This window comes from Corynebacterium sp. UD i78, assembly GCF_056280545.1.
Map to the genome: position 1 here is coordinate 2966122 of NZ_JBWCED010000001.1, position 23495 is coordinate 2989616.

At 68.0% G+C, this 23495-nt stretch carries 18 protein-coding genes and 1 pseudogene; 8 read left to right on the forward strand and 11 right to left on the reverse strand.

From position 1 onward, the window contains the following. Nucleotides 1–34 precede the first annotated feature (34 nt). From ACZ9GM_RS13860 to ACZ9GM_RS13870, 3 genes are read right to left on the reverse strand one after another with little or no spacing between them, the layout of a single operon-like run. Complete coding sequence (locus ACZ9GM_RS13860; protein WP_476038183.1) at nt 35–1948, reverse strand: carbohydrate-binding domain-containing protein; 1914 nt, start codon at nt 1946–1948, stop codon at nt 35–37. 10 nt (nt 1949–1958) lie between these two features. Then, a complete protein-coding gene (locus ACZ9GM_RS13865) occupies nt 1959–2762 on the reverse strand; it encodes a polyphosphate polymerase domain-containing protein (RefSeq protein ID WP_476038184.1) in 804 nt (267 codons plus the stop codon). Further along, a complete protein-coding gene (locus ACZ9GM_RS13870; RefSeq protein ID WP_476038185.1) occupies nt 2759–3382 on the reverse strand; it encodes a DUF4956 domain-containing protein in 624 nt (207 codons plus the stop codon). Before ACZ9GM_RS13870 ends, ACZ9GM_RS13865 begins: the two co-directional genes overlap by 4 nt. 458 nt (nt 3383–3840) lie before the next feature. Between ACZ9GM_RS13870 and ACZ9GM_RS13875 the strand changes: the two genes are divergently transcribed. Both ACZ9GM_RS13875 and ACZ9GM_RS13880 read left to right on the forward strand, forming a co-directional pair. After that, entirely contained in the window at nt 3841–5073 is a 1233-nt protein-coding gene (locus tag ACZ9GM_RS13875) for a sensor histidine kinase (RefSeq protein WP_476038186.1), read from the forward strand. A 22-nt stretch (nt 5074–5095) separates the two neighbouring features. Beyond that, the gene (locus ACZ9GM_RS13880) at nt 5096–5800 is read left to right on the forward strand and encodes a response regulator transcription factor (protein WP_291475482.1); all 705 of its coding nucleotides are present in this window, start codon (nt 5096–5098) and stop codon (nt 5798–5800) included. On the opposite strand, the gene ACZ9GM_RS13885 is transcribed toward ACZ9GM_RS13880, so the two are convergent. The 4 genes and pseudogenes from ACZ9GM_RS13885 to ACZ9GM_RS13900 all read right to left on the reverse strand — a co-directional run bounded on the left by ACZ9GM_RS13885 (nt 5767) and on the right by ACZ9GM_RS13900 (nt 11072). Further along, nucleotides 5767–6417, reverse strand: coding sequence for a DedA family protein (locus ACZ9GM_RS13885; RefSeq protein WP_476038187.1), 651 nt, complete (start codon nt 6415–6417; stop codon nt 5767–5769). The two genes, ACZ9GM_RS13880 and ACZ9GM_RS13885, sit on opposite strands and share 34 nt — an antisense overlap. Nucleotides 6418–6539: 122 nt before the next feature. After that, nucleotides 6540–8831 (reverse strand): 3-hydroxyacyl-CoA dehydrogenase NAD-binding domain-containing protein, encoded by a 2292-nt coding sequence (locus tag ACZ9GM_RS13890; RefSeq protein ID WP_291475486.1) that lies wholly within the window; start codon nt 8829–8831, stop codon nt 6540–6542. A 29-nt stretch (nt 8832–8860) separates the two neighbouring features. Continuing rightward, nucleotides 8861–10096 carry an acetyl-CoA C-acetyltransferase gene (locus ACZ9GM_RS13895; RefSeq protein ID WP_476038188.1) on the reverse strand — a complete coding sequence of 412 codons (1236 nt, stop codon included), beginning with the start codon at nt 10094–10096 and terminating at the stop codon, nt 8861–8863. A 162-nt stretch (nt 10097–10258) separates the two neighbouring features. Continuing rightward, nucleotides 10259–11072 (reverse strand): annotated as a pseudogene (locus ACZ9GM_RS13900) (class I SAM-dependent methyltransferase). A 105-nt stretch (nt 11073–11177) separates the two neighbouring features. Between ACZ9GM_RS13900 and ACZ9GM_RS13905 the strand changes: the two are divergent. Further along, on the forward strand, nt 11178–11810 hold the full coding sequence (locus tag ACZ9GM_RS13905; protein ID WP_255307709.1) for a DUF4395 domain-containing protein: 633 nt from the start codon (nt 11178–11180) through the stop codon (nt 11808–11810). Here ACZ9GM_RS13905 and ACZ9GM_RS13910 read toward each other — a convergent pair whose 3' ends face one another. Next, nucleotides 11811–13058, reverse strand: a complete 1248-nt coding sequence (locus ACZ9GM_RS13910; protein WP_476038189.1) for an MFS transporter — start codon at nt 13056–13058, stop codon at nt 11811–11813. It lies immediately after the preceding gene. 109 nt (nt 13059–13167) lie between these two features. Continuing rightward, nucleotides 13168–14025: a hypothetical protein gene (locus ACZ9GM_RS13915; RefSeq protein ID WP_476038190.1), complete on the reverse strand. Its 858-nt coding sequence runs from the start codon at nt 14023–14025 to the stop codon at nt 13168–13170. A gap of 164 nt (nt 14026–14189) precedes the next feature. Between ACZ9GM_RS13915 and ACZ9GM_RS13920 the strand changes: the two genes are divergently transcribed. From ACZ9GM_RS13920 to ACZ9GM_RS13935, 4 genes are all read left to right on the forward strand, one after another. Continuing rightward, nucleotides 14190–15320, forward strand: a complete 1131-nt coding sequence (locus ACZ9GM_RS13920) for a glycosyltransferase family 4 protein (RefSeq protein ID WP_476038191.1) — start codon at nt 14190–14192, stop codon at nt 15318–15320. 131 nt (nt 15321–15451) lie between these two features. Continuing rightward, entirely contained in the window at nt 15452–16528 is a 1077-nt protein-coding gene (locus ACZ9GM_RS13925; RefSeq protein WP_291475499.1) for a quaternary amine ABC transporter ATP-binding protein, read from the forward strand. Next, nucleotides 16528–17403, forward strand: coding sequence for an ABC transporter permease (locus ACZ9GM_RS13930; RefSeq protein ID WP_291475501.1), 876 nt, complete (start codon nt 16528–16530; stop codon nt 17401–17403). Before ACZ9GM_RS13925 ends, ACZ9GM_RS13930 begins: the two co-directional genes overlap by 1 nt. A gap of 9 nt (nt 17404–17412) precedes the next feature. Then, nucleotides 17413–18423, forward strand: a complete 1011-nt coding sequence (locus ACZ9GM_RS13935) for a glycine betaine ABC transporter substrate-binding protein (RefSeq protein ID WP_014008838.1) — start codon at nt 17413–17415, stop codon at nt 18421–18423. A 112-nt stretch (nt 18424–18535) separates the two neighbouring features. On the opposite strand, the gene ACZ9GM_RS13940 is transcribed toward ACZ9GM_RS13935, so the two are convergent. After that, nucleotides 18536–20095 carry an MmpA family trehalose lipid delivery protein gene (locus ACZ9GM_RS13940; RefSeq protein ID WP_476038192.1) on the reverse strand — a complete coding sequence of 520 codons (1560 nt, stop codon included), beginning with the start codon at nt 20093–20095 and terminating at the stop codon, nt 18536–18538. 28 nt (nt 20096–20123) lie between these two features. After that, nucleotides 20124–21314 (reverse strand): cell envelope lipid trafficking protein PgfA, encoded by a 1191-nt coding sequence (pgfA, locus tag ACZ9GM_RS13945; protein ID WP_476038193.1) that lies wholly within the window; start codon nt 21312–21314, stop codon nt 20124–20126. Nucleotides 21315–21368: 54 nt separating this feature from the next. On the opposite strand from pgfA, the gene ACZ9GM_RS13950 reads away from it, so the two are divergent. Next, nucleotides 21369–22613, forward strand: coding sequence for an acyltransferase family protein (locus tag ACZ9GM_RS13950; RefSeq protein ID WP_476038194.1), 1245 nt, complete (start codon nt 21369–21371; stop codon nt 22611–22613). The last annotated feature ends 882 nt before the right edge of the window (nt 22614–23495 follow it).

Here is a 23495-nt window from a genome sequence, read left to right on the forward strand (position 1 = left end):
CGTCCCCGCTGGAACGCCTGCTGGGAGTGAGTGCCTACTCGGTGGTGGTGGCGCTGTTGTCCTCGTCAGTGGTGCTGCCCATGCCGCCACCCATGCCGCCGCCCATGGTGGACTCGGTGGCCTCACCCGCGGTGACCTCGGTCTCCGTGTCTCCGACGGTGACGGTGTAGGTCTCGCCGATGGTGATGCCATCGGAGGCGAAGACCACGTTGGCGAAGTCCTTCTCGCTGGTGAAGGAGGCGATCTCCGCACCGGTGGAGTCCTTGACGGTGATCGTGTCACCGGCGGACCCGTCGATGTTCGCGGAGAGCCAGCCCTGACCGTCGGTGTTGTCGGGAGTCTCAGCCATTCCGGAGGAACCGATCGCGGTGATCTCGCCACCGGTGACGGTGAACTCGCCGGCCACGTCGAGGGCGCCGTTGCCGTCGTCGGTCGGACCGTAGACGATGACGGCGCCGCCGGTGACGGTGGCGTCGCCGTTGGAGTCCAGGCCGTCGCCCTCGGCGTTGATGATGAGGGTGCCGCCGGTGATGTTGAGCTGCTCACCGGTGGACTCCTCGCCACCCATTCCGCCGCCCATCTCGCCGCCGTCGGGCATGGTGGGCATCTCACCGTCGGCCAGGCCCTCGGGCATGGTGGGCATCTCGCCCTGGTCGGGGATCTCCATGCTGCCGTCGGTGCTGCCTTCCGCGGCGGCGTGGGTGCTGTCGTCGGTTTCCTCCGAGTCAGACCCAGCGATGGCTGCGATACCGTCCTCGGTGGTGGTCGAGCCGGAGGCGTTGACTCCGTCGTCGCTGGAGGTGACGTCGACCAGACCGTCAGAGAGGGTGATGAGACCACCTTCGATGCCTTCCTCGGACTCGGTGACCGTGATATCGGCACCGTCGAGGATCACAGCGACCTCGGCGTGGACGCCGTCATCGCCGGTGGCCAGGGCGATGTCACCGGAGCTCATCCGGATGCCGCCCTTGGCGTGGACGGCATCGTCACCGGAGTCGACGTTGATCGTGCCCCCGTCGACGATGACGTACACGCCGCCCTTGATGCCCTTGGTCGAGTTCTCGTCATCCTTGCCGGCAGCAGCACCGCCGCCGGCGGAGATGTCCAGGTCGCCACCGGTGATGATGACGTCGGTGGCGGCGTCGATGCCGTCGCCGGCGGTGGTGGTGAGCTTCACGGTGCCGCCGGAGATGTTGACGTAGCCCTTGGTGGGGTCCTCATCCTGGTCGGATTTCAGGGCGTCGCCGGCGGAATCCACGGTCACGGTGCCGTCCTCGATGACCAGGGCGTCCTTGCCACGCAGGCCGTCGTCTGCGGCGGTGACGTTCAGCGTGCCGGACTTCACGACGAGGTCGTCGGTGGAGGTGATGCCGTCGGCCCTGTTGCCCTCGACGTTCAGTGTGCCGTCGCCGGTGATTGTGAGGTCGGCGTCGGCGTAGATCGCGGCGTTGGCGTCCGCGTCCTCGGCGTAGGTGTCGGTGTCGGAGACGGTGGATTCCCCGGTCAGCGAGATGACCACGTCATCGGCGCTGGCCACGTTGATCGCCGGGCCGTCGGAGGAGGAGATCGTGGCGTTGTCGAGGATGAGCATGACCTGGGCGTCGTCGGCGGCCTCGACGGTGACGGTCTCGGTGACGTCACCGCTGATCCGGTACACGCCGGCCTCGGTGATGGTGCCGCCGTCGTAGTCGACGGCGTCGTCCGTCGAAGCGGCAGCCCAGTCGGAGTCGTCCACGGAGGACGCCTCGTTGTTCGCGTCGAGCACCTCATCGGCGGTCGGTACGTTGACCAGGTCGGCGTCCCCGTAGACGTCGGTGGTGGCGTCGTCCGTGGTGGTGGTCTCCGCAGAGGCGGAGGAGTCGTCGGAGGAGGAGGAGGAGCAGGCGGCGAGCGCGAGGACGCCGGCCATGGAGGCGGCGGCCACGCCGCCGAGAAGGTGGTTACGCATGATGTGATCCTTAAGTTGCGGTGATGCGGGTGGTGGAGTGGATGGGTGCGAGGTCGAAGTAGTCGCGCAGGACGCGGTTCCAGCGGTTGTGGGGGAGCTCCGGGTGGAGGGCCGCCATGCCGGTGCCGAACTTCGAGATCTTCGACGGACGGTGACCGCTGTGCCAGAGCATCCGGTCGATGTCCGAGGGGCGGGAGCCGGACTTCGTCTCGACGATGACCATGTCGGGGCGTTCCAGGGTATCGGTGCCGACACCCCGCCAGGTGAGGTTCGTGTCGACGGTGGCGCGTCCGACCCCGCCGCCGGGGAGCAGGAAGGTGGTGCGGTCGTAGGTGCCCCACATCACCGGTGCGAGGTCGGTGGCGTGGATGTCGACTCCCGCTTCACGGGCCTGACCGAGCAGGTCCTCGGCCCAGGCGACGGCACCGGGGGAGAGCCGGTCATCGGCGGCCGGGGCGGCGTCCTCGCCGGTGAGCTCGTAGCGGGACTTCACGGTGACGCCGCGGGCTCCCTCGACCTTGAACTCCAGGAAGGATGCTCCGGTGTCGAGGTAGGTCCGGGTCCGCAGCTTGAACTTCCGGCGGCGGGGCCGGGCCGCCATCATGAAGCTGGCGAGGTCCGGGGTGTCGAAGTAGACGGACTGGTAGCTGTGGGCGGTGCGGCCGTCGATGGTGAGGACGCGGGTCTCCGGGGCCTCCTGCTCCAGCCGGGTGAGGACGTCGGTGAGTGCGGCGGACCTTAGGACGTACTTGCGGTCGACCCTGGTGAGCATGGCTGCTTCGGCGTTGAGTTCTTCGAGGCTGACGGATTTCATCGCTGAGCGCTCCTGACGGTGGACGGGACGGTGGTGGATGCGGTGATCATCTCGGACTTCGGCGCATCGAGCGTCGAGCGGGAGGGAAACAACCGGTTGCGTCCGTTGGTACGGACCGTGGCGGTGGCCAGGGTGGTGTCGTTGACGAAGTCGATGGACCGGATAGTGGCGTCGATGACCTCGGCACCGGTGCGGGCGTTGATCTCCCGGGGCAGCTGGGTCGGATCGGTGACCGCGGCATCGAGGCGGATCTCCATGGTGCGCACGCCGTTGGACAGCAGGCGGGAGTCGGCGACGGCGAGGACGGCGAGCAGGACGGCCATCAGGCTGATGTTGAGCGGGGTGACCTCGGTGGACATGCCGGAGATGAGGCCCAGGGCCAGCGCGGCGAAGTAGTAGGCGACCTCGCGCTGGGAGATCTCGGAGGACCTCAGGCGGATGATCGACAGGACGCCGAACAGCCCGAGCCCGAGACCGGCGCCGACGGTGGTGGAGCCGAGGACCTGGCTGACGGCGAGAACGCCGACGTTGACGCCGAGGAAGGCGACCACAAGATCGGAGCGGTGGTGGCGCGGGTAGTAGATGCCGAAGACGAGGATCGAGATGGCGAGCAGATCCACGAGGATCATGATGGTGGGAGGAAGACATGACCGGTTCCTTTTCTGTGATGTTCCGGGGGCGGACCCGGGCCGGTGAGTACCGATGACGGAAATAAGAATGTGTCCCCCACTTGGGCGAATCCTGTGAGCCGGAATATGAGTCTGCGGTAGCTGTGCGCACATCCTGCGGGCAGTGCCGGGTTTTCCTGCCGGCTCCCTGTGGCCGTCGTTGTACACAGGACATGACATGGCTTTATGTCGGAATTCTGTGGGTTGACCGGGAGTCTGAATCCGTACCGCGAACGCAGTATCGGACGGATACACCTGCTGCGGTACGGGGTGTACGCGGACGGGGGATGCATCGGGCACTCATCCGATGAAGGATCAGTATTTATATTTCACGGTATTTGTTAAGGAGAAGAACGATGACCGACGGGATGCGCCGTCCCTGGTCCGGCGGCGTCCGCAATAATGGCGTCATGACCCCTCAGCGCCGGATCCCCGCCCCGGTGATCGACCTCGCCGTCGTGGCACTGATCCTGGTGTCCACCGCACTGCTCGGCCCCAGGCCCTCAGGCGACCCCGGACCACAGGGCGGGCCGCCGGCCCCGGACATGCCGGGCGACCGGGGCGGCTTCAGCGGCTTGACCGGTATCGAGGACCCCGACCGCTTCTGGTTCATCGTCCCGGTCGCCGCAGTCCTCGCCGCCGCGGTCATACTGCTGCGACGCCGGTGGCCCGTGCCGGTGTTCGCCACGACCCTCGTGATCTACACCTCCACCGTTGTCCTTGAGCTTCCCGTGATCGGTGCCGGGATCGCCGTGATCGTGGCCGCCTGGTCGGTGGCCACCCGTCACACCCGGACGATCACGCTGATGGTCGGCATCATCGGCACCGGGGTGGTCGCGCTGCTCAGCCTCATCTACTCCGGGGAACTCACGCTGGACCCGCAGGTCTTCCAGGTTGCCGCCGGGATCGCCATCGCCGCGGCCCTGGGGGACAGCACCCGGTCGCGGCGGGAGTACACCGCGGCAATGACCGAACGTGCTGAACGGGCCGAACAGACCCGTGAGGCCGAGGCACGCCGGCAGGTCGCCGAGGAGCGGTTGCGTATCGCCCAGGATCTCCACGACACGGTCGCCCACCGTATCTCGGTGATCAGCCTGAACGCCGGGGTGGCGTCCGCCGCGGTGGAGATCAACCCGGACAAGGCCCGTGAGTCACTGGGGACGATCCGCACCGCGTCCCGCGAGGTGCTCAGTGAGATCGGCGTCCTGCTGCGCTACCTGCGGGCCGAGGACGGCGAGACCGCCGCCTCGATGCCGCAGCCGGGCACCGGTGAGATCGGTGCCCTGGTCCGTACCGTCCGGGACTCCGGCATGTCCGTCACCTACGACCCCGCGACCGACCTGGGCCGGGTCGACGAGCTCACCGGCCGGGTGCTCTACCGTGTGGTGCAGGAGGGCCTGACCAACGCCGGCAAGCACGGGTCCGGTCACACCGTGACGTTGAAGATCGACGTCCTCCCCGGGGCGGTGACCGTGGCCGTCTCGAACCCGGTCTCGGACACGGACCGGAACCAGCCGGACGCGCCCCACGGCGGGCTGGGCTTGACCGGCCTGCGTGAGCGGGTCGCCGCCGCCGGCGGTACAGTCCGCACCGGCACCGACGACAGCGTCTTCCGGTTGGACGCCGAACTGCCCCTCAGATGACCCCCAGCCGAAAGGACACCCCGTGATCTCCGTACTCGTGGTCGACGACCAGGCGCTGATCCGCCAGGCCGTCGCCGACATCATCTCCACCCACCCCGACATCGAGGTCGTCGCCACCGCCGGTGACGGGGAGGACGCGGTGGACCTGGTCGCGTCCCTGCACCCGGACGTGGTGCTCATGGACATCCGGATGCCGGTCCTCGACGGCCTCGGGGCGACCGAGCAGATCTGTGCCGACCCGGCGAATGCGTCGACCCGCGTCCTCATCCTCACCACCTTCGAGGAGGACGAGTACGTGGTCTCCGCCCTGCGCGCCGGGGCCGGCGGGTTCATCGGCAAGGGCGCAGAGCCCGAGGACATCGTCCGTGCGGTGCAGGCGGTCCATGCCGGGGACTCGCTCTTCTCCCCGGCGGCGACCCGCAGCCTGATCGCCCGGTACATCGACGTGCCGGACGCCACAGGTCAGGGCGGGGCGTCCTCCGGTGGTGCCGGTGCCGTCTCCGAGGAGGCGGCGCAGGAACTGGAGCGGCTGACCGAGCGCGAGCAGGAGGTCCTGCTGCTGGTCGGTCAGGGACTGTCGAACCAGGAGATCGCCGAGAAGTTCTTCATCTCCCCGCATACGGCGAAAACGCACGTCAACCGGATCATGTCGAAGATCGGCGCCCATGACCGGGCGCAGCTGGTGATCCTCGCCTACGAGAGCGGGTTGCTGGTCCCGGGCGCCTGATCAGCCTTGCGTCGACGGTCACGGCGCACCAGGTACACCACGCAGATCACCGCGGCGATCGCGCACAGGACGTAGATGACCGTGGAGAAACTGTCGATGGTGTCCGCCACGCGGTGGTAGTTCGCCCCGAGCAGGACGCCGGCCCAGATGAGCACCGCATTCCACACCGATGAGCCGATCAGCGTCAGCAGCGAGAACTTCACGAGGTTCATCCGGTCGATGCCGGCGGGGATGGAGATGAGACTGCGGACGCCGGGGACCACCCGGCCGATGAGGATCGTGGCGTCCCCGAAGCGGTCGAACCAGCGCAGTGCCTTGTCCACGTCGCGGCTGTCGACCAGCCAGATCCGGTCGGCGATCGCCCGGAGGCGGTCGGCCCCGATCGCCGCCCCCAACCAGTACAAGATCCAGGCACCGATCAGGGATCCTGCGGTAGCCCAGATGAATGCTGCCAGTGCGCTCATGTGCCCCTCGGTCGAGGCGAATCCGGACAGTGGCAGGACCACCTCGCTGGGGATCGGGGGGAAGACCGTCTCGATGAGGATCGCCAGGCCTACACCGGGAGCGCCGATGGTCTCCATGAGTGAGACGAGCCAGTCGAGGACGGAGGAGATCACGTGGGGCCTTTCGGGGGAGATCTGGTCAGGAACGACCGAACACCCCATGGTAAAACACGTTTACCTGGGGTGCTCTGTGGATTGACTGTGAATCCGGAGGGGCGGGTGTACCGGGCGGGTCACTAACCCTTCAGCGACGCGACCGGGGTGAATCGCTCGCCGTACGTGGCGGCGAGCTCCTCGGCGCGGGCGACGAATCCGGCCACACCGGTGGTCGGGTAGTCGGCCGGGGCGTCCTCCGGCAGCGTCGCTGCGGCCGGGCGGGCGTAGTTGGTGATGAACTGGCGGGTACCACCGGTCCATGCCGGGTAACCGATACCGAGGATGGAACCGATGTTGGCATCCGCATCCGAGGTCAGCACGCCCTCGTCGACACACTTCTGGGTCTCGATGGCCTCGATGAAGAGCATGCGCTCGACGAGGTCGTTGAGGCTCGGGCCGGCCTCACCGGCGGAGACGGTGGAGTCCAGGCCGTGGCCGTCGGTCGCGGCCTCGCCGTCGGGGACGGTGACCGGGGTGATACCGAGCTTCTCGGCGAGCTCACCACGCAGACCGGACCAGAGGCCGGCACGCTTGCCGTTCTCGTCGTACTCGTAGAAGCCCTTGCCCTCGAGCTTGCCGGGGCGCTCGAAGTGGTCGAGCATGGCGTCCACCAGGGCGTTGACACCACCGTCGTCGACGGTGACACCCGCAGCATCTGCGGCGGCCTTGTTCTCGGCACCGATCTTGCGGGCCAGCTTGAGGTTCAGCTCGTCCTGCAGCTGGAGCTGCGGGGCGGGGTAACCGGCCTGGCGGCCGGCGGATTCGATGACGGCCGGGTCGACACCCTCGACGAGCATGCGCATCGCCTCGTTGAGGACGGTGCCGATGACGCGGGAGGTGTAGAAACCGCGGGAATCGTTGACGACGATCGGGGTCTTGCGGATCTGGCGGGCGAAGTCGAGGCCCTTGGCCAGGGTCTCCGGGGAGGTCTCGGCGCCGGAGATGATCTCGATGAGCGGCATCTTGTCGACCGGGGAGAAGAAGTGCAGACCGATGAAGTCGCCCTTGCGGTCCACGCCCTCGGCCAGACCGGTGATCGGCAGGGTGGAGGTGTTGGAACCCAGGACGGCGGTGCCCGGCACGGCGGCCTCGATCTCGGCGAAGACCTTGTGCTTGAGCTCGGTGTTCTCGAAGACGGCCTCGACGACCAGGTCGACGTCGGCCAGGTCGGCGTAGTCGGCGGAGGGCTTGATGCGGCCCAGCAGCTCGGCGGACTTCTCCTCGGTGGTGCGGCCGCGCTTGAGCGCCTTGGCCTCCAGGCCCTCGGAGTAGGCCTTGCCCTTGGCGGCGTTCTCCTCGGAGATGTCCTTGAGGACGACCTCGATACCGGACTTCGCGGCGACGTAGGCGATGCCCGCGCCCATCATGCCGGCGCCGATGACGCCGATCTTCCTGAAGGTGGTCTTCGGGAACGGGGTGCCGTCAGCCTGCAGCGGGCGGGAGCCGCCGCCGTTGCAGTGGTTCAGGTCGAAGAAGAAGGCCTGCATCATGTTCGTCGAGGTCGGGCCGGTGACCAGCTCGACGAAGTAGCGGGTCTCGACGGCCGTGGCGTCCTCGATACGCTTGAGCTGCGCACCCTCGACGGCGGCGGCGAGGATCGCCTTCGGGGCGGGCATCGGGGCGCCCTTGACCTGCTTGGTGACGTTGGCCGGGAAGCTGGGGAGCATCGCGGCGAGCGCCGGGGTGGACGGGGTGCCGCCGGGGATCTTGAAGCCCTTGCGGTCCCACGGCTGGGTAGCGTCCGGGTTCTCGGCGATCCAGGCCTTGGCGGCGTCGACCAGCTGGTCGGCGGGGACGACCTCGTCGATGAGGCCGATCTCCTTGGCAGCCTCGGCGTTGAACTGCTTGCCGGTGGTCAGGACCTTGGTCAGGGCTGTGGCCAGGCCGAGCAGGCGGGTGACGCGGGTGACGCCGCCGCCACCGGGCAGCAGCCCCAGGGTGACCTCGGGGAGGCCGACCTTCAGGCCCTTGGCGTCGGAGGCGATGCGGTGGTGGGTGGCCAGGGCGACCTCGAGGCCACCGCCGAGGGCGGCACCGTTGATCGCGGCGACGACCGGGACGCCGAGGGTCTCCAAAGCGCGGAAATCGGCCTTCATACCGTCGCACATGTCACGGGTGGCCTCAGCCTCGGCGGGGCCGGCGGTGATCATGGACTTGATGTCGCCGCCGGCGAAGAAGGTCTTCTTCGCGGAGGTGATGACGACACCGGTGATCTCCTTGGCCTCGACCGCGGCCTGCAGCTTCTTCACGGTCTCGGCGAGGGAGTCGCGGAAGGCGTCGTTCATGACGTTGACGGGGGCGGACGGGTCGTCGATGGTCAGGGTGACCACACCGTTGGCGTCTGCGTCCCAACCGATGATGTTCTCGCTCATTGTTGCTCCTTGTTGAGGTGGTGGGGCGCTTAGACGCGCTCGATGATGGTGGCGACGCCCATGCCGGCGGCGACACAGAGGGTGATCAGGGCATAGCGTCCGCCGGAGCGGTGCAGCTCGTCGACGGCGGTGCCGGTGATCATGGCGCCGGTGGCACCCAGCGGGTGACCCATGGCGATCGCACCACCGTTGATGTTCAGCTTCTCGTCCGGGATGTTCAGCTCGCGCTGGGCACGCAGGACGACGGAGGAGAACGCCTCGTTGATCTCCCAGACGTCGATGTCCTCAGCCGTCAGACCGGCCTTGGCCAGGGCGGCACGGGCGGCCGGGGCCGGGGCCGTGAGCATGATCGTCGGCTCGACACCGGTGGTCGCGGCGGTGACGACGCGGGCGCGCGGGGTCAGACCGTTCTTCTGGCCGGCGGCCTCATTACCGATGAGCAGCAGGGACGCGCCGTCGACGATGCCGGAGGAGTTACCGCCGTGGTGGACGTGGTTGATCGCCTCGACCTGCGGGTACTTGTTCAGCGCGACGGCGTCGAAGCCACCCTGGTCGCCGACCATGGCGAAGGCCGGGCGCAGGCCGGCGAGCTTCTCCGGGGTGGTGCCGGGGCGGATGGTCTCGTCGCGGTCGAGGACGGTCAGGCCGTTGTTGTCCTTGACGGGCACGACGGAGTTGGCGAAGCGTCCCTCTTCCCAGGCCTTGGCGGCGCGCTCGTGGGAGCGGGAGGCGTAGGCATCCAGCTCGTCACGGGAGACACCGTCGAGGGTGGCGATGAGGTCGGCGGAGACACCCTGCGGGATGAAGTCGTTGTAGAAGGAGGTCTCCGGGTCCATGGCGAGGGCACCGCCGTCGGAACCCATCGGGACGCGCGACATGGACTCCACACCACCGGCGAGGACGAGGTCGTCGAAGCCGGAGCGGACCTTCATTGCGCCGTAGTTCACGGAGGTCAGGCCGGATGCGCAGTAGCGGTTGAGCTGCACGCCGGTGACGGAGTAGGGCAGGCCGGCGTTGAGTGCGGCGGTGCGGGCGATGTCCATGCCCTGGTCACCCAGCGGGGTGACGACGCCGGTGAGGATGTCCTCGATGGCGCCCGGGTCGAGCTCCGGGTTCCGCTCCAGGACCTCGGTGATGAGGCCGGAGAGGAGGTCGACGGGCTTGACGGTGTGCAGCGAGCCGCCCGGCTTGCCCTTGCCACGCGGGGTACGGATCGCCTCGTAGATGAAGGCCTCGGGGATTCCCGAAGCGGATGCGTCAGTCATAGTGGTCCTCACATCTGTGCTGTGTTGCCGCCGTAGCGCAACCTGTGTCGCCGATCACTATAACCGCATATCGGTCTCCGGTGGGCAATCCCCGGCGAATCGGGGGTGGTTTCTTTTATGCCCTCTGCCTGCGGTTTTGTCCTGTGAACCTATGTTGGCTGCTCACCGCTTCCGCAGGACCAGCACGAGGTTCGAGACCCCCACTTCGCGCAGCCCGGGCACCTTGGTCATCCACCAGGCCCACGACGGGTGGTACCGGGGGAAGGACGCCACGAGCTCGGCGTCCCCCCTGTCCTGCAGGGTCTGCGCGTACTGCAGGCCGTCGGCGCAGGAGACATTGAACAGGGACTCTCCCCACCGGTTCTTCGGTGGGTGACCGTGCGTCTTCTCGTAGCGGCGCGCCGCGAACCCGCCGCCGACATAGTGCTGCCACAGGCCGGTCTCGTGGCCGCCGAAAGGCCCCAGCCAGCAGGTGTAGGAGTAGACCATCAGTCCGCCGGGCCTGGTGACGCGCAGCATCTCGTCCGCCATCCGCCACGGGTCGGACACGTGCTCGGCGACGTTGGAGGAGTAGGTGAGGTCGAAGACCTCGTCCGCGAAGGGCAGGTCCATGCCCGACCCCCGCACCGAGGACGCCAGCCTGATCCCCGCCGCCGCCATCTCGCCGACATCGGGTTCGCAGGTCACGTAGTTGTCGACCCCGGCCGCGGCGAAGGCCTGCCCGAAGTAGCCGGGTCCGCCGCCGACGTCGAGGATCCGGGTGCCTGCCAGGGAGGCTCTCCCCGCGGATGTGGTGGGGCCGGGCGTCCGCCCAGATGTCGGAGAGGATGCCGACCGTGTCTGCGGCGAGGTGCCCGTAGAACCGGTCGGGGTCGGACTGCTCGAAGCGGAAGTCGGCGAGCAGACCGAGGGACCGGCGCAGTGTCGCGCGGCGGCGCAAGGTAGGGAGGGTCGTGGTGGCCGACGTTTGCGTCACCTTTTCCGCCGATCCGTGGCAGCGAACGGCGGAAAAGGTGACGCAAACTCGGCGGTTGCAGGTGACGCGGGTGATGACGCGGGCATGCGTCGATCATGGCACAGTGTGACCGGAACCCTGGCCAGTACGGCGGCGGGGGAGTACGCTCCGCGGATCATGAGCCAGCAGTACAACCTCAGCAACCTCAACGCCCCGGTCATCCCCTCGCTGACTGAGCAGGACGCGCGTCCGCCCCGTGGTGCGGGGACGCTGTGGTGGTTTCCTCCGGTGGTCAACGACCGTGCGGCGCGGACGACGGCGATGCTGGTCGTGGTACTGACGGTAGTGACTGTCGTGGTGTCTCTGCTCGGGTTCGGCACCGCGGCACTGGTCCTCAATGCCCTGCTCTTCATCGGTTTCGTGCTCCGGGTGCTCGCCGGGCCACGGTTCGACCCTTTCGGCCAGCTCTCGGTGCGGTGGCTGGCCGGTGCGGTGTTCGGGGAACCGCTGATGACCGCCGGGCCGCCGAAGCGGTTCGCGCAGGGGATCGGGGTGGTGTTCTCCGGGGTGGCGCTGGTGTTGCGCCTCGTCGGTGGAGACATCGCGGTGGTCGCCGCCGATGTGGTGCTCGCACTGCTGGTGGTGGCCGCGTCCCTGGAAGGTTTCGCCGGGTTCTGCCTGGGCTGCCGGATCTTCGCCTGGCTGCAGCACCGTGGCATGATCAGTGCGGATATCCGGGCGGACTGCGCGGTGCGGTGACTACCGTGCGGCGTGACGCACCGCACCGGCCACCAGAGCGCCGACCACGCCGACCGCGGCGAAGAGCAGGAACGCAGCAGTTCCACCGGAGGTCGCGGACACGATCCACCCGGTGACCGACGGGCCGACGATGCCGCCGATCCGTCCGATGCCCAGTGACCAGCCCACACCTGTGGTCCGTGCCTGCGCCGGGTAGGACCTCGTCACCCAGCCGTTGATCAGCGTCTGTGTGGCCACCGCCCCGTAGCCGGCGACCGCCGCCAGAACGAGCAGCAGTGCGGTGCCGTCCGCCCCGGAGAAGGCGAGGACCGCCAGCGCCCCGACGAGGAAGGACGCCGTCACCACGATCTTCGACCCCCACCGGTCTGCCGCCCATCCTGCGGCGATGCCGCCGACGATCGCTCCGAGGTTGAAGCACAGCAGGAAGTTCAGCGAACTGGAGAAGCCACGTCCGTCGTCCTGCATGAGAGTGGGCAGCCAGGTGTTCGCCCCGTAGACGAACAGCAGGGAACAGAAGCTCATCACCCAGAACATCACCGTGGTGGTCCGAATCCCGGGGGCGAAGATGGCCCCCAGGCCGGCCCGTGCGGCGTCCCGACGCTCCTCGCGGGACGCCGCCACCGACTGTTCCTCGGCGGATTCCGGTAGCCACCGCCACGCCGCCGGAAGGACAGTGATCAGCGGCAGAGCGGCGATGAGGTACATCCAGTGCCAGGAGAACTCGGGGATGATCCACTTCGCCAGCAGGGACGCCGCGACGCCGCCGACCGGATAGCCGGACTGCATGATGACGTAGGCGACGGCGGCGCGGTCACGTGGGGCGAACTCGGTGGTGAACGCCGCGGCCAGGGGCATGACGCCACCCAGGCCGATACCGGCGAGAAAGCGGACGACCGCGAAGAACTCCGGCCCGGGCGCGGCGGCGCAGAGGACCATCAGCACACTGAACCAGGTGACGCAGGCGAGGAAGGTGCGCTTGCGCCCCCACCGGGAGGCGAAGGTCCCGACGACCAGTGCGCCGAGGAACATGCCGACCAGGGCTGCGGAGCCGATGTTGCCGGCCTGGCCGGAGGTCAGGCCCCATTCGTCGCGGAGTCTGGACAGGGTGGTGCCGTAGACGACGATGTCGTAGCCGTCGAAGGCGATGGCGCCACCGCAGATCGCCATGATCCCGACGGGTAGGCGGGAGGGGGAGGACGCGTTGAGGGCACCGGTGGTAGGGGGGTGTTCACGGTTCTTCTTTCGCACTGCGGCGCCGATGCTGGTGCCGGCACCCGGGAAAATGAGCGTGGTTAGCCTAGCCTCTCCCGAGGTGGGGAGGAAAACCCTGCTGCGTGGGTACGGTGGTGGCCCGGTGTCAGAACCCCGGCGCATCGTGGGCGCACACCCGCTGGAACTCCTCCGTCCCGTCCGGCACGCGCCAGTAGTGCAGCCGCCGGGCTGCGGCCGTGTTCGTCTCCAGGTCGACCCGGTAGGCCGTCGCCCGGTCGTCGCGGACCAGGTAGGGCGCCCCACCTGCATCGGAGATCCGGAACTGGTGGGGGCGGGTGGTGCGCTCCCCGTAGCCGCTGGCGATCCACATCATCACCCGGGGCAGTTTCCACCGCAGGGCTTCGCTGTCGTCGATCACCCGACGCACGGACCCGAGGAACCCCACACTGAACCGGAAGCGCAGCGGGTGGGTGGCTTTCGCCGCGGCGTCGACCCGCCTCGCCCACTCCACCCGGATCTCGAGGTCCAGCTGCTCCGAGAGGTCGGTGAACTCGTTGCCGATGAACGGTCGCTCAGTGTGTACGACCTCCACCTCGGTGCGCACCCGGCGCCGGGACCCCTCGGACTGCACCGCACCGGGAAGTGTGGTCGGGACGTGGACGCCGGCCCGGCGCAGCCCCTCCAGCTCCGCCACGGATCCCGCAGGGACACCGACCGTGACGTCTTCCCTGGTGAGGGAGGGCTCATCAGCGACAGTGCCGTTCACCGCCGCCCGGGGCGGTCCACCGGCGCGCAGTGGGGGAGCGTCATCCGCCACGGCGCCGTCGCTGCCCTCGCAGCCCGGTGCGACCACGATCTTCAGCGCGCCACGGAGCTCCCCGACGGACTGCACCTGCACCGCGATCACGTCGCCGACCGACACCGAGGTACCGATACCGGTCCGCGTCAGATAGGAGGACAGCCCCGGCACGACCTGCACACTCACCTGGCTCTTCGCCATCATCCCGGCGACCCGGGACCCGTTGTCCGGACGGATGTTCGCGAACAGGAGATCGCCGGCGAAGCAGTCGGCCGTCCACGTCAGACCGTGGGCGGTGCGGGGCGCATAAGTGCGACGCTAGCAGGGGAAGTCACCCCCAGAGGGTGAGTGTTACGGTTGTTGCCATCATGAAAGTCCTACTGCTCTGCTGGCGCGATTCCCGGCATCCCGAGGGCGGCGGCAGCGAGGTCTACCTCGAGCGCGTCGCGGAGTATCTGGCGTCCCCGGCGGGAGGACGTCACGACGTCACCTTCCGTACCGCGCGCTACCCTGGTTCCGCCCCGGTGGAGCACCGGAACGGGGTGACCTACGTCCGTGGCGGTGGTCCACTCACCGTCTACCCGCGGGCGTGGCTGGCCATGCTGTGCCAGCGGTTCGACGTCATCGTCGACACCCAGAACGGCGTCCCCTTCTTCGCGCGCGTGTTCGGGCGGGGACGCGCCGGGCGGCCGGACGTGGTGCTGCTGACCCACCACTGTCACCGTGACCAGTGGCCGGTCGCAGGCCCTGTCCTGTCCCGGATCGGCTGGTTCGCCGAGTCCCGGCTCTCCCCGCGGATCCACCGGCATACCCCGTACGTCACGGTCTCCGCGCCGAGCGCGGACGACCTGGTGGGCCTGGGTGTGGGCCGGGAACGGATCACCATCATCCGCAACGGGGTGGACGCCCCGCCGGAGCTTCCGCAGGACGCCGGGGACGCCGTTCCCTCGGGCGGCGTCCATCTGGTCACCCTGTCCCGCCTCACCCCGTACAAGCAGATCGAACATGCCCTGCACGCGTTGGCCGTGGTCCTGCCGGATCATCCCGGCACCGTGCTCGACATCATCGGTGACGGGTGGTGGTCGGAGAACCTGCGGCAGTGCGCCGCGGACCTGGGCGTGACCGACCGGGTGGTCTTCCACGGCCATGTCTCCGAGGAGGTCAAGCACCGGCTGCTCGCCGGCGCCGCGGTGCACCTCATGCCGAGTGCGAAGGAGGGGTGGGGGTTGGCCGTCATCGAGGCCGGACTGCACGGTGTGCCGACGATCGGCTATTCCTCCTCGGACGGTCTGCGTGACAGCGTCGTCGACGGTCAGACCGGCCTTCTGGTGGATTCGGAGGGAGGTCTCATCACGGCGCTGGCGGGACTGCTGGACGACCCGGAACGGCGCCGCGAGCTCGGGGACGCCGCCCGTGAACGGTCACGGAACTTCTCCTGGAACCTCACCGGAGAATCGTGGAAATCACTGTTGAAGAGAATTCATCGTCCGCGCAGGTAGTCGTGTAGTTTTCGCGGTGATTTCCGGATGAATAACCGGTGATGGACCTGAGGGTAATTCTCTGATTCGGTACAGTGGTCGGGTGTTCTTCTGACGAGAGCCGTAACTGCTACAGCTGGAGGAGATGACCGATGACTGCAGTGCGAGCCGAGCACCTCTACAAGGTGTTCGGGAAAAAGCCTGGTGAAGTGATCCGGAAGTTGGAGGCGGGGGCCGATCGGAGCGAGCTGACGGACCTGGGGACCGCCGCCGTGATCGACGTGAATTTCGAGGTGGAGGAAGGAGAGATTTTCGTTGTCATGGGACTGTCGGGGTCCGGTAAATCGACCCTGATCCGTATGATCAACGGACTCTGGAAAGCCACCGCCGGATCTGTCGAGGTGATGGGGAAGAACATCGCCGAACTCGACGGGAAATCGCTGCGCGACCTGCGTGCCAAGCACGTCTCCATGGTGTTCCAGCACTTTGCGCTGCTGCCTCACCGCAGCGTCCGCGAGAACGCCGCCTATGCCCTGGAGATCCAGGGGACTCCGAAGGCGGAGCGTCTGGCCAAGGCCGATGAATGGCTCGCCAAGGTCGGACTCGAGGGCTGGGGCGATCAGCTCCCCGGTCAGCTCTCCGGTGGTATGCAGCAGCGTGTGGGGCTGGCCCGCGCGCTCGCGGCGGAGACCGACATCCTGCTCATGGACGAGGCCTTCTCCGCCCTCGACCCGCTGATCCGTACCGAGATGCAGGACCAGCTCATCGAGCTGCAGCAGGACCTGAAGAAGACGATCATCTTCATCAGTCACGACCTCAACGAGGCCATGAAGCTCGGTGACCGCATCGCGATCATGCGCGACGGCCGCGTCGCCCAGATCGGCACCGCCAACGAGATCCTCACCAACCCGGCCGACGCCTATGTCGCCGACTTCATCGCCGACGTCGACCGGTCCCGCGTCCTCACCGCCGCAGAGATCATGACGCCGATCGACAAGGCGGAGTTCGAGTCCGACCCGGACTCCGGGCGCTTCCCGGTGGTCCAGGCGTCCGACACGGTCTCGGACCTCTTCGAGCACTCCGCCTCCACCGACGGCCCCATCGCCGTCGCCGAGAACGGTTCCGTGGTCGGCACCGTCGAGGCCGGGGACATCGTCTCCGCCATGGCGACGCCGGACTACGAGTACGACGACGCTGCAGACGCCGCCACCGAGGAGGATGAGAACTGATGGGTACCTTCGCCAATCCTGATGTCCCGCTCGGAGACTGGATCTCCGACTTCATTGACTGGTTCACCGATGTCTTCGGCTGGCTGCTGGACTTCATCGGTACTGTCCTCGACGGACTGCACGACGCCTTCCACTGGGTGCTGGACACGCCGGTCTACTACGTCATGATCATCGTTTTCGCGCTCATCGCCTGGGCTGCCGTCTCCTGGAAGGCCGCCGTCTTCACCGCGCTGGGCTTCTACCTGGTCCGCGCGGTTGATGAGTGGCCGCAGGCCATGGAGACTCTCTCCCAGGTGCTCGTCGCCGTGCTCTTCGCGGTAGTCCTGGCTGTTCCGCTGGGTATCTGGGCCGCGAAGTCGGAGACCGTCTCGAAGATCGTCAAGCCGGTCCTCGACTTCATGCAGGCCATGCCCGCCCTGGCGTACCTGGTGCCGATCATCGTGATCTTCGGCATCGGCGTCACCCCGGGCATGATCGCCACCCTGATCTTCTGTATGCCTCCCGGCGTCCGCTTCACTGAGCTGGGAATCCGCCAGGTCGACAAGGAGACCGTGGAGGCCGGTCGCGCCTTCGGCGCGACGGGCACCCACATCCTGTTCCGCATCCAGCTGCCCCTGGCCCTGCCGACCATCATGGCCGGTATCAATCAGGTCATCATGCTGGCGCTGTCCATGGTGGTCCTGGCCGGTATGGCCGGTGCCCCGGGCCTCGGCGCAGACATCACCAGCGCGATCAGCAGCATCAACGTCCCGCTGGGTGTCAATGCCGGTGTCGCCGTGGTGATCCTCGCGGTCTTCCTCGACCGTGTCACCGCCGGACTCGGCAACAAGACCCCGCTGGCCAAGGCCCGCGCACAGCAGGCCCAGGACGCGTAGGAGGACATCATGCGCACCATCACACAGAAGACCCGCACCGTCGCGTCCGCCCTCGCGATCGGTGCACTCACCCTCTCCCTGGGCGCCTGCGGAGCGAAGAACTCCAATGACGAGGTCGAAAGTGACAACGGCAATGAGCCCTACGCCGCACGGTTCGCCGACTGCACCCCGGGTGAGAACTCGTCGGACGTCAACGGCATGGACGTCGACGACGACAAGAAGATCACCCTTGCCGCCTTCAACGGCTGGGACGAGTCCTTCGCCGCATCTCACCTGCTCAAGTATGTGCTTGAGGACGAGGGCTACTCCGTCGACATCGAGGCCCTGGATGCCGGCCCCGGTTACACCGGTGTCTCCCGCGGCGACATCGACGTCGTCATGGACACCTGGCTGCCTGTCACCCACGAGGAGTACCTGGAGCAGTACCAGGACTCGATCGAACCGCTGGGCTGCTGGTACGACAACGCGGTGCTCACGCTCGCGGTCAATGAGGACTCTCCGGCACAGTCCATCGCCGATCTCAAGGACATGGGCAGCGATTACGGCAAGAGGATCGTCGGCATCGAGCCCAGTGCCGGCCTGACCGCCCAGACGGAGAAAGCCATCCCGGTCTACGGTCTGGACGACTGGGACTTCGTCACCTCCTCTACCCCCGCGATGCTCGCCGAGCTGAAGAAGGCGACCAACGCCGGTGATGACATCCTGGTGACCCTGTGGCGTCCGCACTGGGCCTACGACGCCTTCCCGGTCCGTGACCTGGAGGATCCGGAGGGTGCGATGGGTGGTGCGGAGAACATCTACAACTTCTCTCGCACCGGCTTCGGCGACGACAATCCCTATGTCGCGCAGTTGCTGCAGAACCTGGTCCTCGACGACGAGCACCTGGCGTCCCTGGAGAATGTCATGTTCTCCGACGACAACTACGGCGGCGAGAACCTCGACAAGGCCGCCGCCGAGTGGGCTAAGGACAACCCGGAGTTCATCGAGGAATGGAAGGCCGGCGCACTGGGCGGAAAGTAGTCTCCGCCGCACCCCGGTATCCCGGTACACGATCGTGACGGATCCTGACCTCCAGGACAACGGAGGCGCGGGATCCGTCACGATTGTGTACGGCCGGGCGCCGGCCGGAAGCTCACCGCACGCGGTAGAGCTCCCACCCGTCGGCCGACCACAGCAGTTCGTGAGGGGACGCCCCGTCGGTGAGAACTGCGGGGACGCTGACCCCGGCGTCCTCCGTGGCGTCGGTCTCGACGAGCACCAGGTCGACACCCGCTTCGGCCAGGCCGTCGTCACCGGCGGCGAGACCGGACAGCAGCCGTACCGTGTCCGGGTCCCCGTCGACGATCCGCCCGTCGACGACGAGGTAGCCGGGGTCCACCGGCGAATCAGGCAGCGTCTTCAGCAGCGGGTCAAGTACCGGGCGCCCGTCGATGATCCGGTAGTTCCCCGGCGGCCACAGCAGGGTGCGTCCGGCACCTGCATCCTCCACCGCAGTCACGGCGTCGGCGTACCCGGTATCCGACGTCACCGGACGCAGGTCGGAGACATCCACGGGCAGTGCCGGGACCTGCAGGAAGGCCAGCGTGCCGACGATGAGGGCCGGTACAGCAGTCGCCACCCGCGGCACCAGCACATCGACCCGGGCGAGTAGCACGACCAACGCCGGCAGTGCGAGGACCACGTACTTCTGGGTGTCCCGCAGCAACCCGGCGCCGGGGAGGATCTCCAGCACCTCACCGAGCACCGTGAGCCCAGGTCCGGTGGCCAAGAGGGCAGGTGCCAGCACCGCACCGACACCCAGTACCGACAGGCGCAGCAGGCCGGAGGACCGTTCACCCCGCCGCCACAGCACCACCGCCACGACTACAGCCACCACCGTGAGCAGCACACCGGCGAGCGGCACACGGTGATCCGGCACGGCGCCCGCGTTCCAGATCCCGCCGAGTCCGGCGAGTGCGCCGAGTGTGCCCACCCACGGCTCCGCCCGCGCGGCGAACAGGGACGCCCCGGCCGCATCAGTGAGCGTGGCCGAGGCGTTCCCCAGCGACGGGATCAGCCACGGCAGCGACAGCACCGCCCCGGCGACCACCGGAACCAGGGAGAACACCCGCCAACCGGACGCCACGACCGCAGTCACCACCGCCAGGACCAGCCCGGTCGGTGTCAGCGCGCACACGGCCAGAACCACCACGAGCAATACCCGTCGCTTCTCCAGCGCCAGCCACGCGACGAGCGGCAGCAGCATCCCGGCGGCGACCACCGACCAGTGGCCCTGCAACAGCCGCTCGGCGAGATACGGGTTCCACAGCACGAGGAAAGCGGCGAGCGCCTGCCCCGAACGGCCCGCTCCGAACCACCGCGCCAGCACAGACCCGCCCCATGCCCCGGCCACACCGCAGGCGCACATGAGCAGTCCCACGACCACCGGCGGGGGGATGACCGGGGACAGGACGGCGAGCACGGCGTCCTGTGGAACGGCGCGGGCCAGGCCGTCGGCCCCGGTGGCGAGGTCGTTGAGCGCCATGGACCCGGGCACGGACAGGTCGCGCAGCAGCAGGGCGGCGTCCCGGTCCCACCCCGCCACGACGGCGACGGCGAACGGCCACAGCACGACCGCCGTCAGGACCACGCACCACGACAGACGCCACCGGACCCCGGTGCGGGATTCGGTGGCGTCGGTCGTGATGGTCACTTCTGCAGGGTACCTGCGGTCAGGTCACTCAGCCCTTCCGCGCGCTGCGGTGCAGCACAAAGCCGATGATCAGCAGGATCAGGCCGATGAGACCCGCACCCCACGGCACGTAGGTGCCTATGAGGTTCATCTGCGACAGGCCGTCCTTCGCCCGCTGCATCTGTGAGTCCTGGGTGGCCTGGTTGAACTCGCCCGGGAAGTACAGTGCGGTGCGGGTCGGATTCGCCAGCTCCTTCTCACGGTTCTCCGGCTTCGCCATTTCGGCGGCTTCCTCGTCATCCTGCGCGTAGTACATCCACACCTCTTCGGCACCCTTGACGATCACGCCGGTGTCCGGTTGGACGTGCAGGGTGCGGTTGACGGTGTAGTAGCGGGACATCTCGACCTCGGGGCCGGTCTCGTCGTCCTCGTCCCAGCCGTCGACCTCGTCGCGGGAGAGACCCCAGGTGGACGCCGGGAACTTCAGCCGCAGTGCCGCCAGGGACTGCTTGTCCGCCGCGGAAAGCTCACCGTCGGCGTTGAGACGGGACTCGACCGCCGGGTAGAGCTCGGTCGGGGCGACGGTCTGCTCGAAGCGGTACACCGTCTCACCCTTCATGGTCTCCTTGTCGACGAAGTCGATGTCCTGGCTCTTCAGGACCTGACCGTCGAAGTAGGGGTACGCCTTCTTCTCGGTGCCGAAGGGGAACTGGTACTGCAGGCCGTCACGGACGAACACCGGGGTGTCCTCCTCGGCCACGCCGCCACCGACGGTCGGGGACGTCATGTCGAAGGAGGAGACAGGCTTGTCGATCGGGAAGGCGGTCTTCCGGGTCAGGGTGACGCGGTCGATGGTCGCGGCAATGAGGTTCTGCGGCTCAGGCAGGTCGGTGCGGAAGACGGTGTTACCTGCCTCGAGGGTCACCTCCTTGTCGGTGGTCGGTTCCTGGGCGATGATGTGGCGCTGGTTCTGCAGCGGCACGTCGGACCAGATGAAGCAGGAGACGGTGGCATTGTCACCACGGCATTCCCGCTTGTCCGCGTTGTCCCCCACAGGCTTCCCCGCGGCCAGAGCGGCAGCGTCCAGCAGGCGTCCCTCCGTCTCATCGGTGACCGTGTAGGACTCGATGTCCTTGGGGATCACCTTGCCCTTCGGCAACACGTAGATCGGCAGGGCAATGGCGATGACGATCAGCGCAGCACCGATGACGATGAGCGCGTGAGAGAGAACCTTTTTCATGCGGTCTAGTTTAACGGGAGAAACCTCAATCCGGGGGTAGGATCGTCGAAGATCATGTCGACTTCCACGCAACAGCCGTCACCGGGGCCATCCACGCCGTCACCAGCGCAGGTCCGCCTCCCGTTCATTCCTGCACTGGAGGGGTTGCGTGCCGTTGCCGCGCTCGGCATCATACTCACCCACGCCGCCTTCCAGACCGGCAACGACACGGGCGCGGTCATCAGCCGCGTCATGGCGCGTACCGACTTCTTCGTGCCCGTCTTCTTCGCGCTCTCCGGGTTCCTGCTGTGGCGACGCCACGCCGCCGACTTCACCGTCTCTCCGGAAGGACGCCGCAACTGGGCGGGTTACTACGTCAAGCGACTGGGCCGGATCATGCCCGCGAGCCTGATGCTCGTCACCGTCGTCATCGCGCTTTTCCCGGTCGCCGGCGATCCGGGCGTCCTCCAGATCGTGGCGAACCTCCTGCTGCTGCAGAACTACGTCCCCGACGGCATGATCGGCGGTCTGACCCACCTCTGGTCATTGTGCGTGGAGATGTTCCTCTACCTGGTCATGCCGCTGCTGGCCCTGGCGGTCGGACGCCGACGTCGCGCGGTCCGGGTCGCCGCCATCGTCACCGTCGGAGTGCTCAGTGCGCTGTGGCCCTTCCTCGCCGGGCCGCGGTCCGGCGACCTCAACCCGCACATCATGCCCTGGGCGTTCTTCGGCTCCTTCTGCGTAGGCCTGCTCGCCGCGGAGACCGAGGGGTGGCTGGCGGAGGTCGACGGCTCCCGGGAGGCGACCGTCCGACGGTGGGCCGGACGCCGCCTCGTGTGGGTCTCCCTGGCCGTCGGGGTGCTGGTCCTGGCGTCCTTCGACGGGCCGGAGGGCCTGTCCTCGGCGTCACCGGCCGAGTTCTTCCGCCGTACGACCTGCGGGGTCGCGTTTGCTGCGGCACTGGTGGTGCCGGTGGCGCTGGCCCCGCGGTCCCGGTTCCTGGAGAGCACGGTGATGCAGGCCCTGGGACGCTGGTCCTACTCGATCTTCCTGTGGCACATGGCGATCCTGTCGCTGGTCTTCCCGCTGCTGGGGATCAACCTGTTCAGCGGCGGCTACGCGGCGCTGCTGCTGGTCTTCGCGGTGACCGCCGTCCTGTCGGTACCGGTGGCCGCGTTGAGTTACGCGCTGGTGGAGGATCCGGCGCGCCGGGCGGTCTCGCGGTGGTGGCGGACGCGGGTCGCGGCGAAGGAGGCCAGGAAGACCGAGGTCAGGCCGACGACGAGCGCGAGCTGCACGACGGAGGAGTCGCCGGCGTAGCCGTCGGTGCCCCACGGGCTGCGGGTGAGCAGCAGGGTCGCCAGACCGCCGGACATGAAGAGGACCCACAGCGGCTGGACTCCGGACCACACCCGGGGCCGGTACCGCAGCACGCCCACGGTCGCCGCCGCCGCGAGGACGCCGGGGATGCCGGCGAGGACCCAGCTGACTCCTGCCCAGGCGACGACGGTGGCCGGTCGCGTCAGGCCTGCGACACGGCCGGTCGGCAACACGCAGTCTGAGGTTGGTGCGGCACCCACGGAACCGACCTCAGGTTGCGTGATGCCGACACTCTTCCTGTCTCTCCGGCCCCGCCACAGCAGCAGTGCCCAGACCCCGAGCAGCAGGACAGCCGCTCCGAGCCCCGCCGCCAGCCAGGTCCGGTAGGCCGACGTCGGGGAGAAGTCCACGGACACCGCGTCGGCGAGGTCCTCGTCCGACATCTCCGGGGCGAGGTCCGCGGGGACGAGCCACCCCTGTGACCAGCCGTTGACGGTCACCGGCTCAAGCTCCACGTCGGTGTCGTCGGTGTCGTCGGTGTCCAGGGTCCCGACCCGCCCGGTGTTGACCGAGGAGGGGGTGTAGACGATCCGGTCGCCGCCTCCGGTGGACGCTGCTGTGGCCGCTGTGCCTGTCAGATTCTCCAGCTCCACCCACCGGGCGGTGCTGTGCACCGTGTGCTCCCCGGGGGTGAGGTCGAGGGTCTGGCCGCAGCGCACGGCGTCCCCGTCGACGGTGGTGTCGGCCGTGCAGTCCGCGGTGGAGACCTCCACCGTCGCGCCGGGTTCCGGCACAGTGATGATGCGCCGCATCGTGCCCTCCGGGATCTCCTGACCGAGCACCCACCGTGAGACCTCGCGTCCTTCCGGGGACGGTACGACG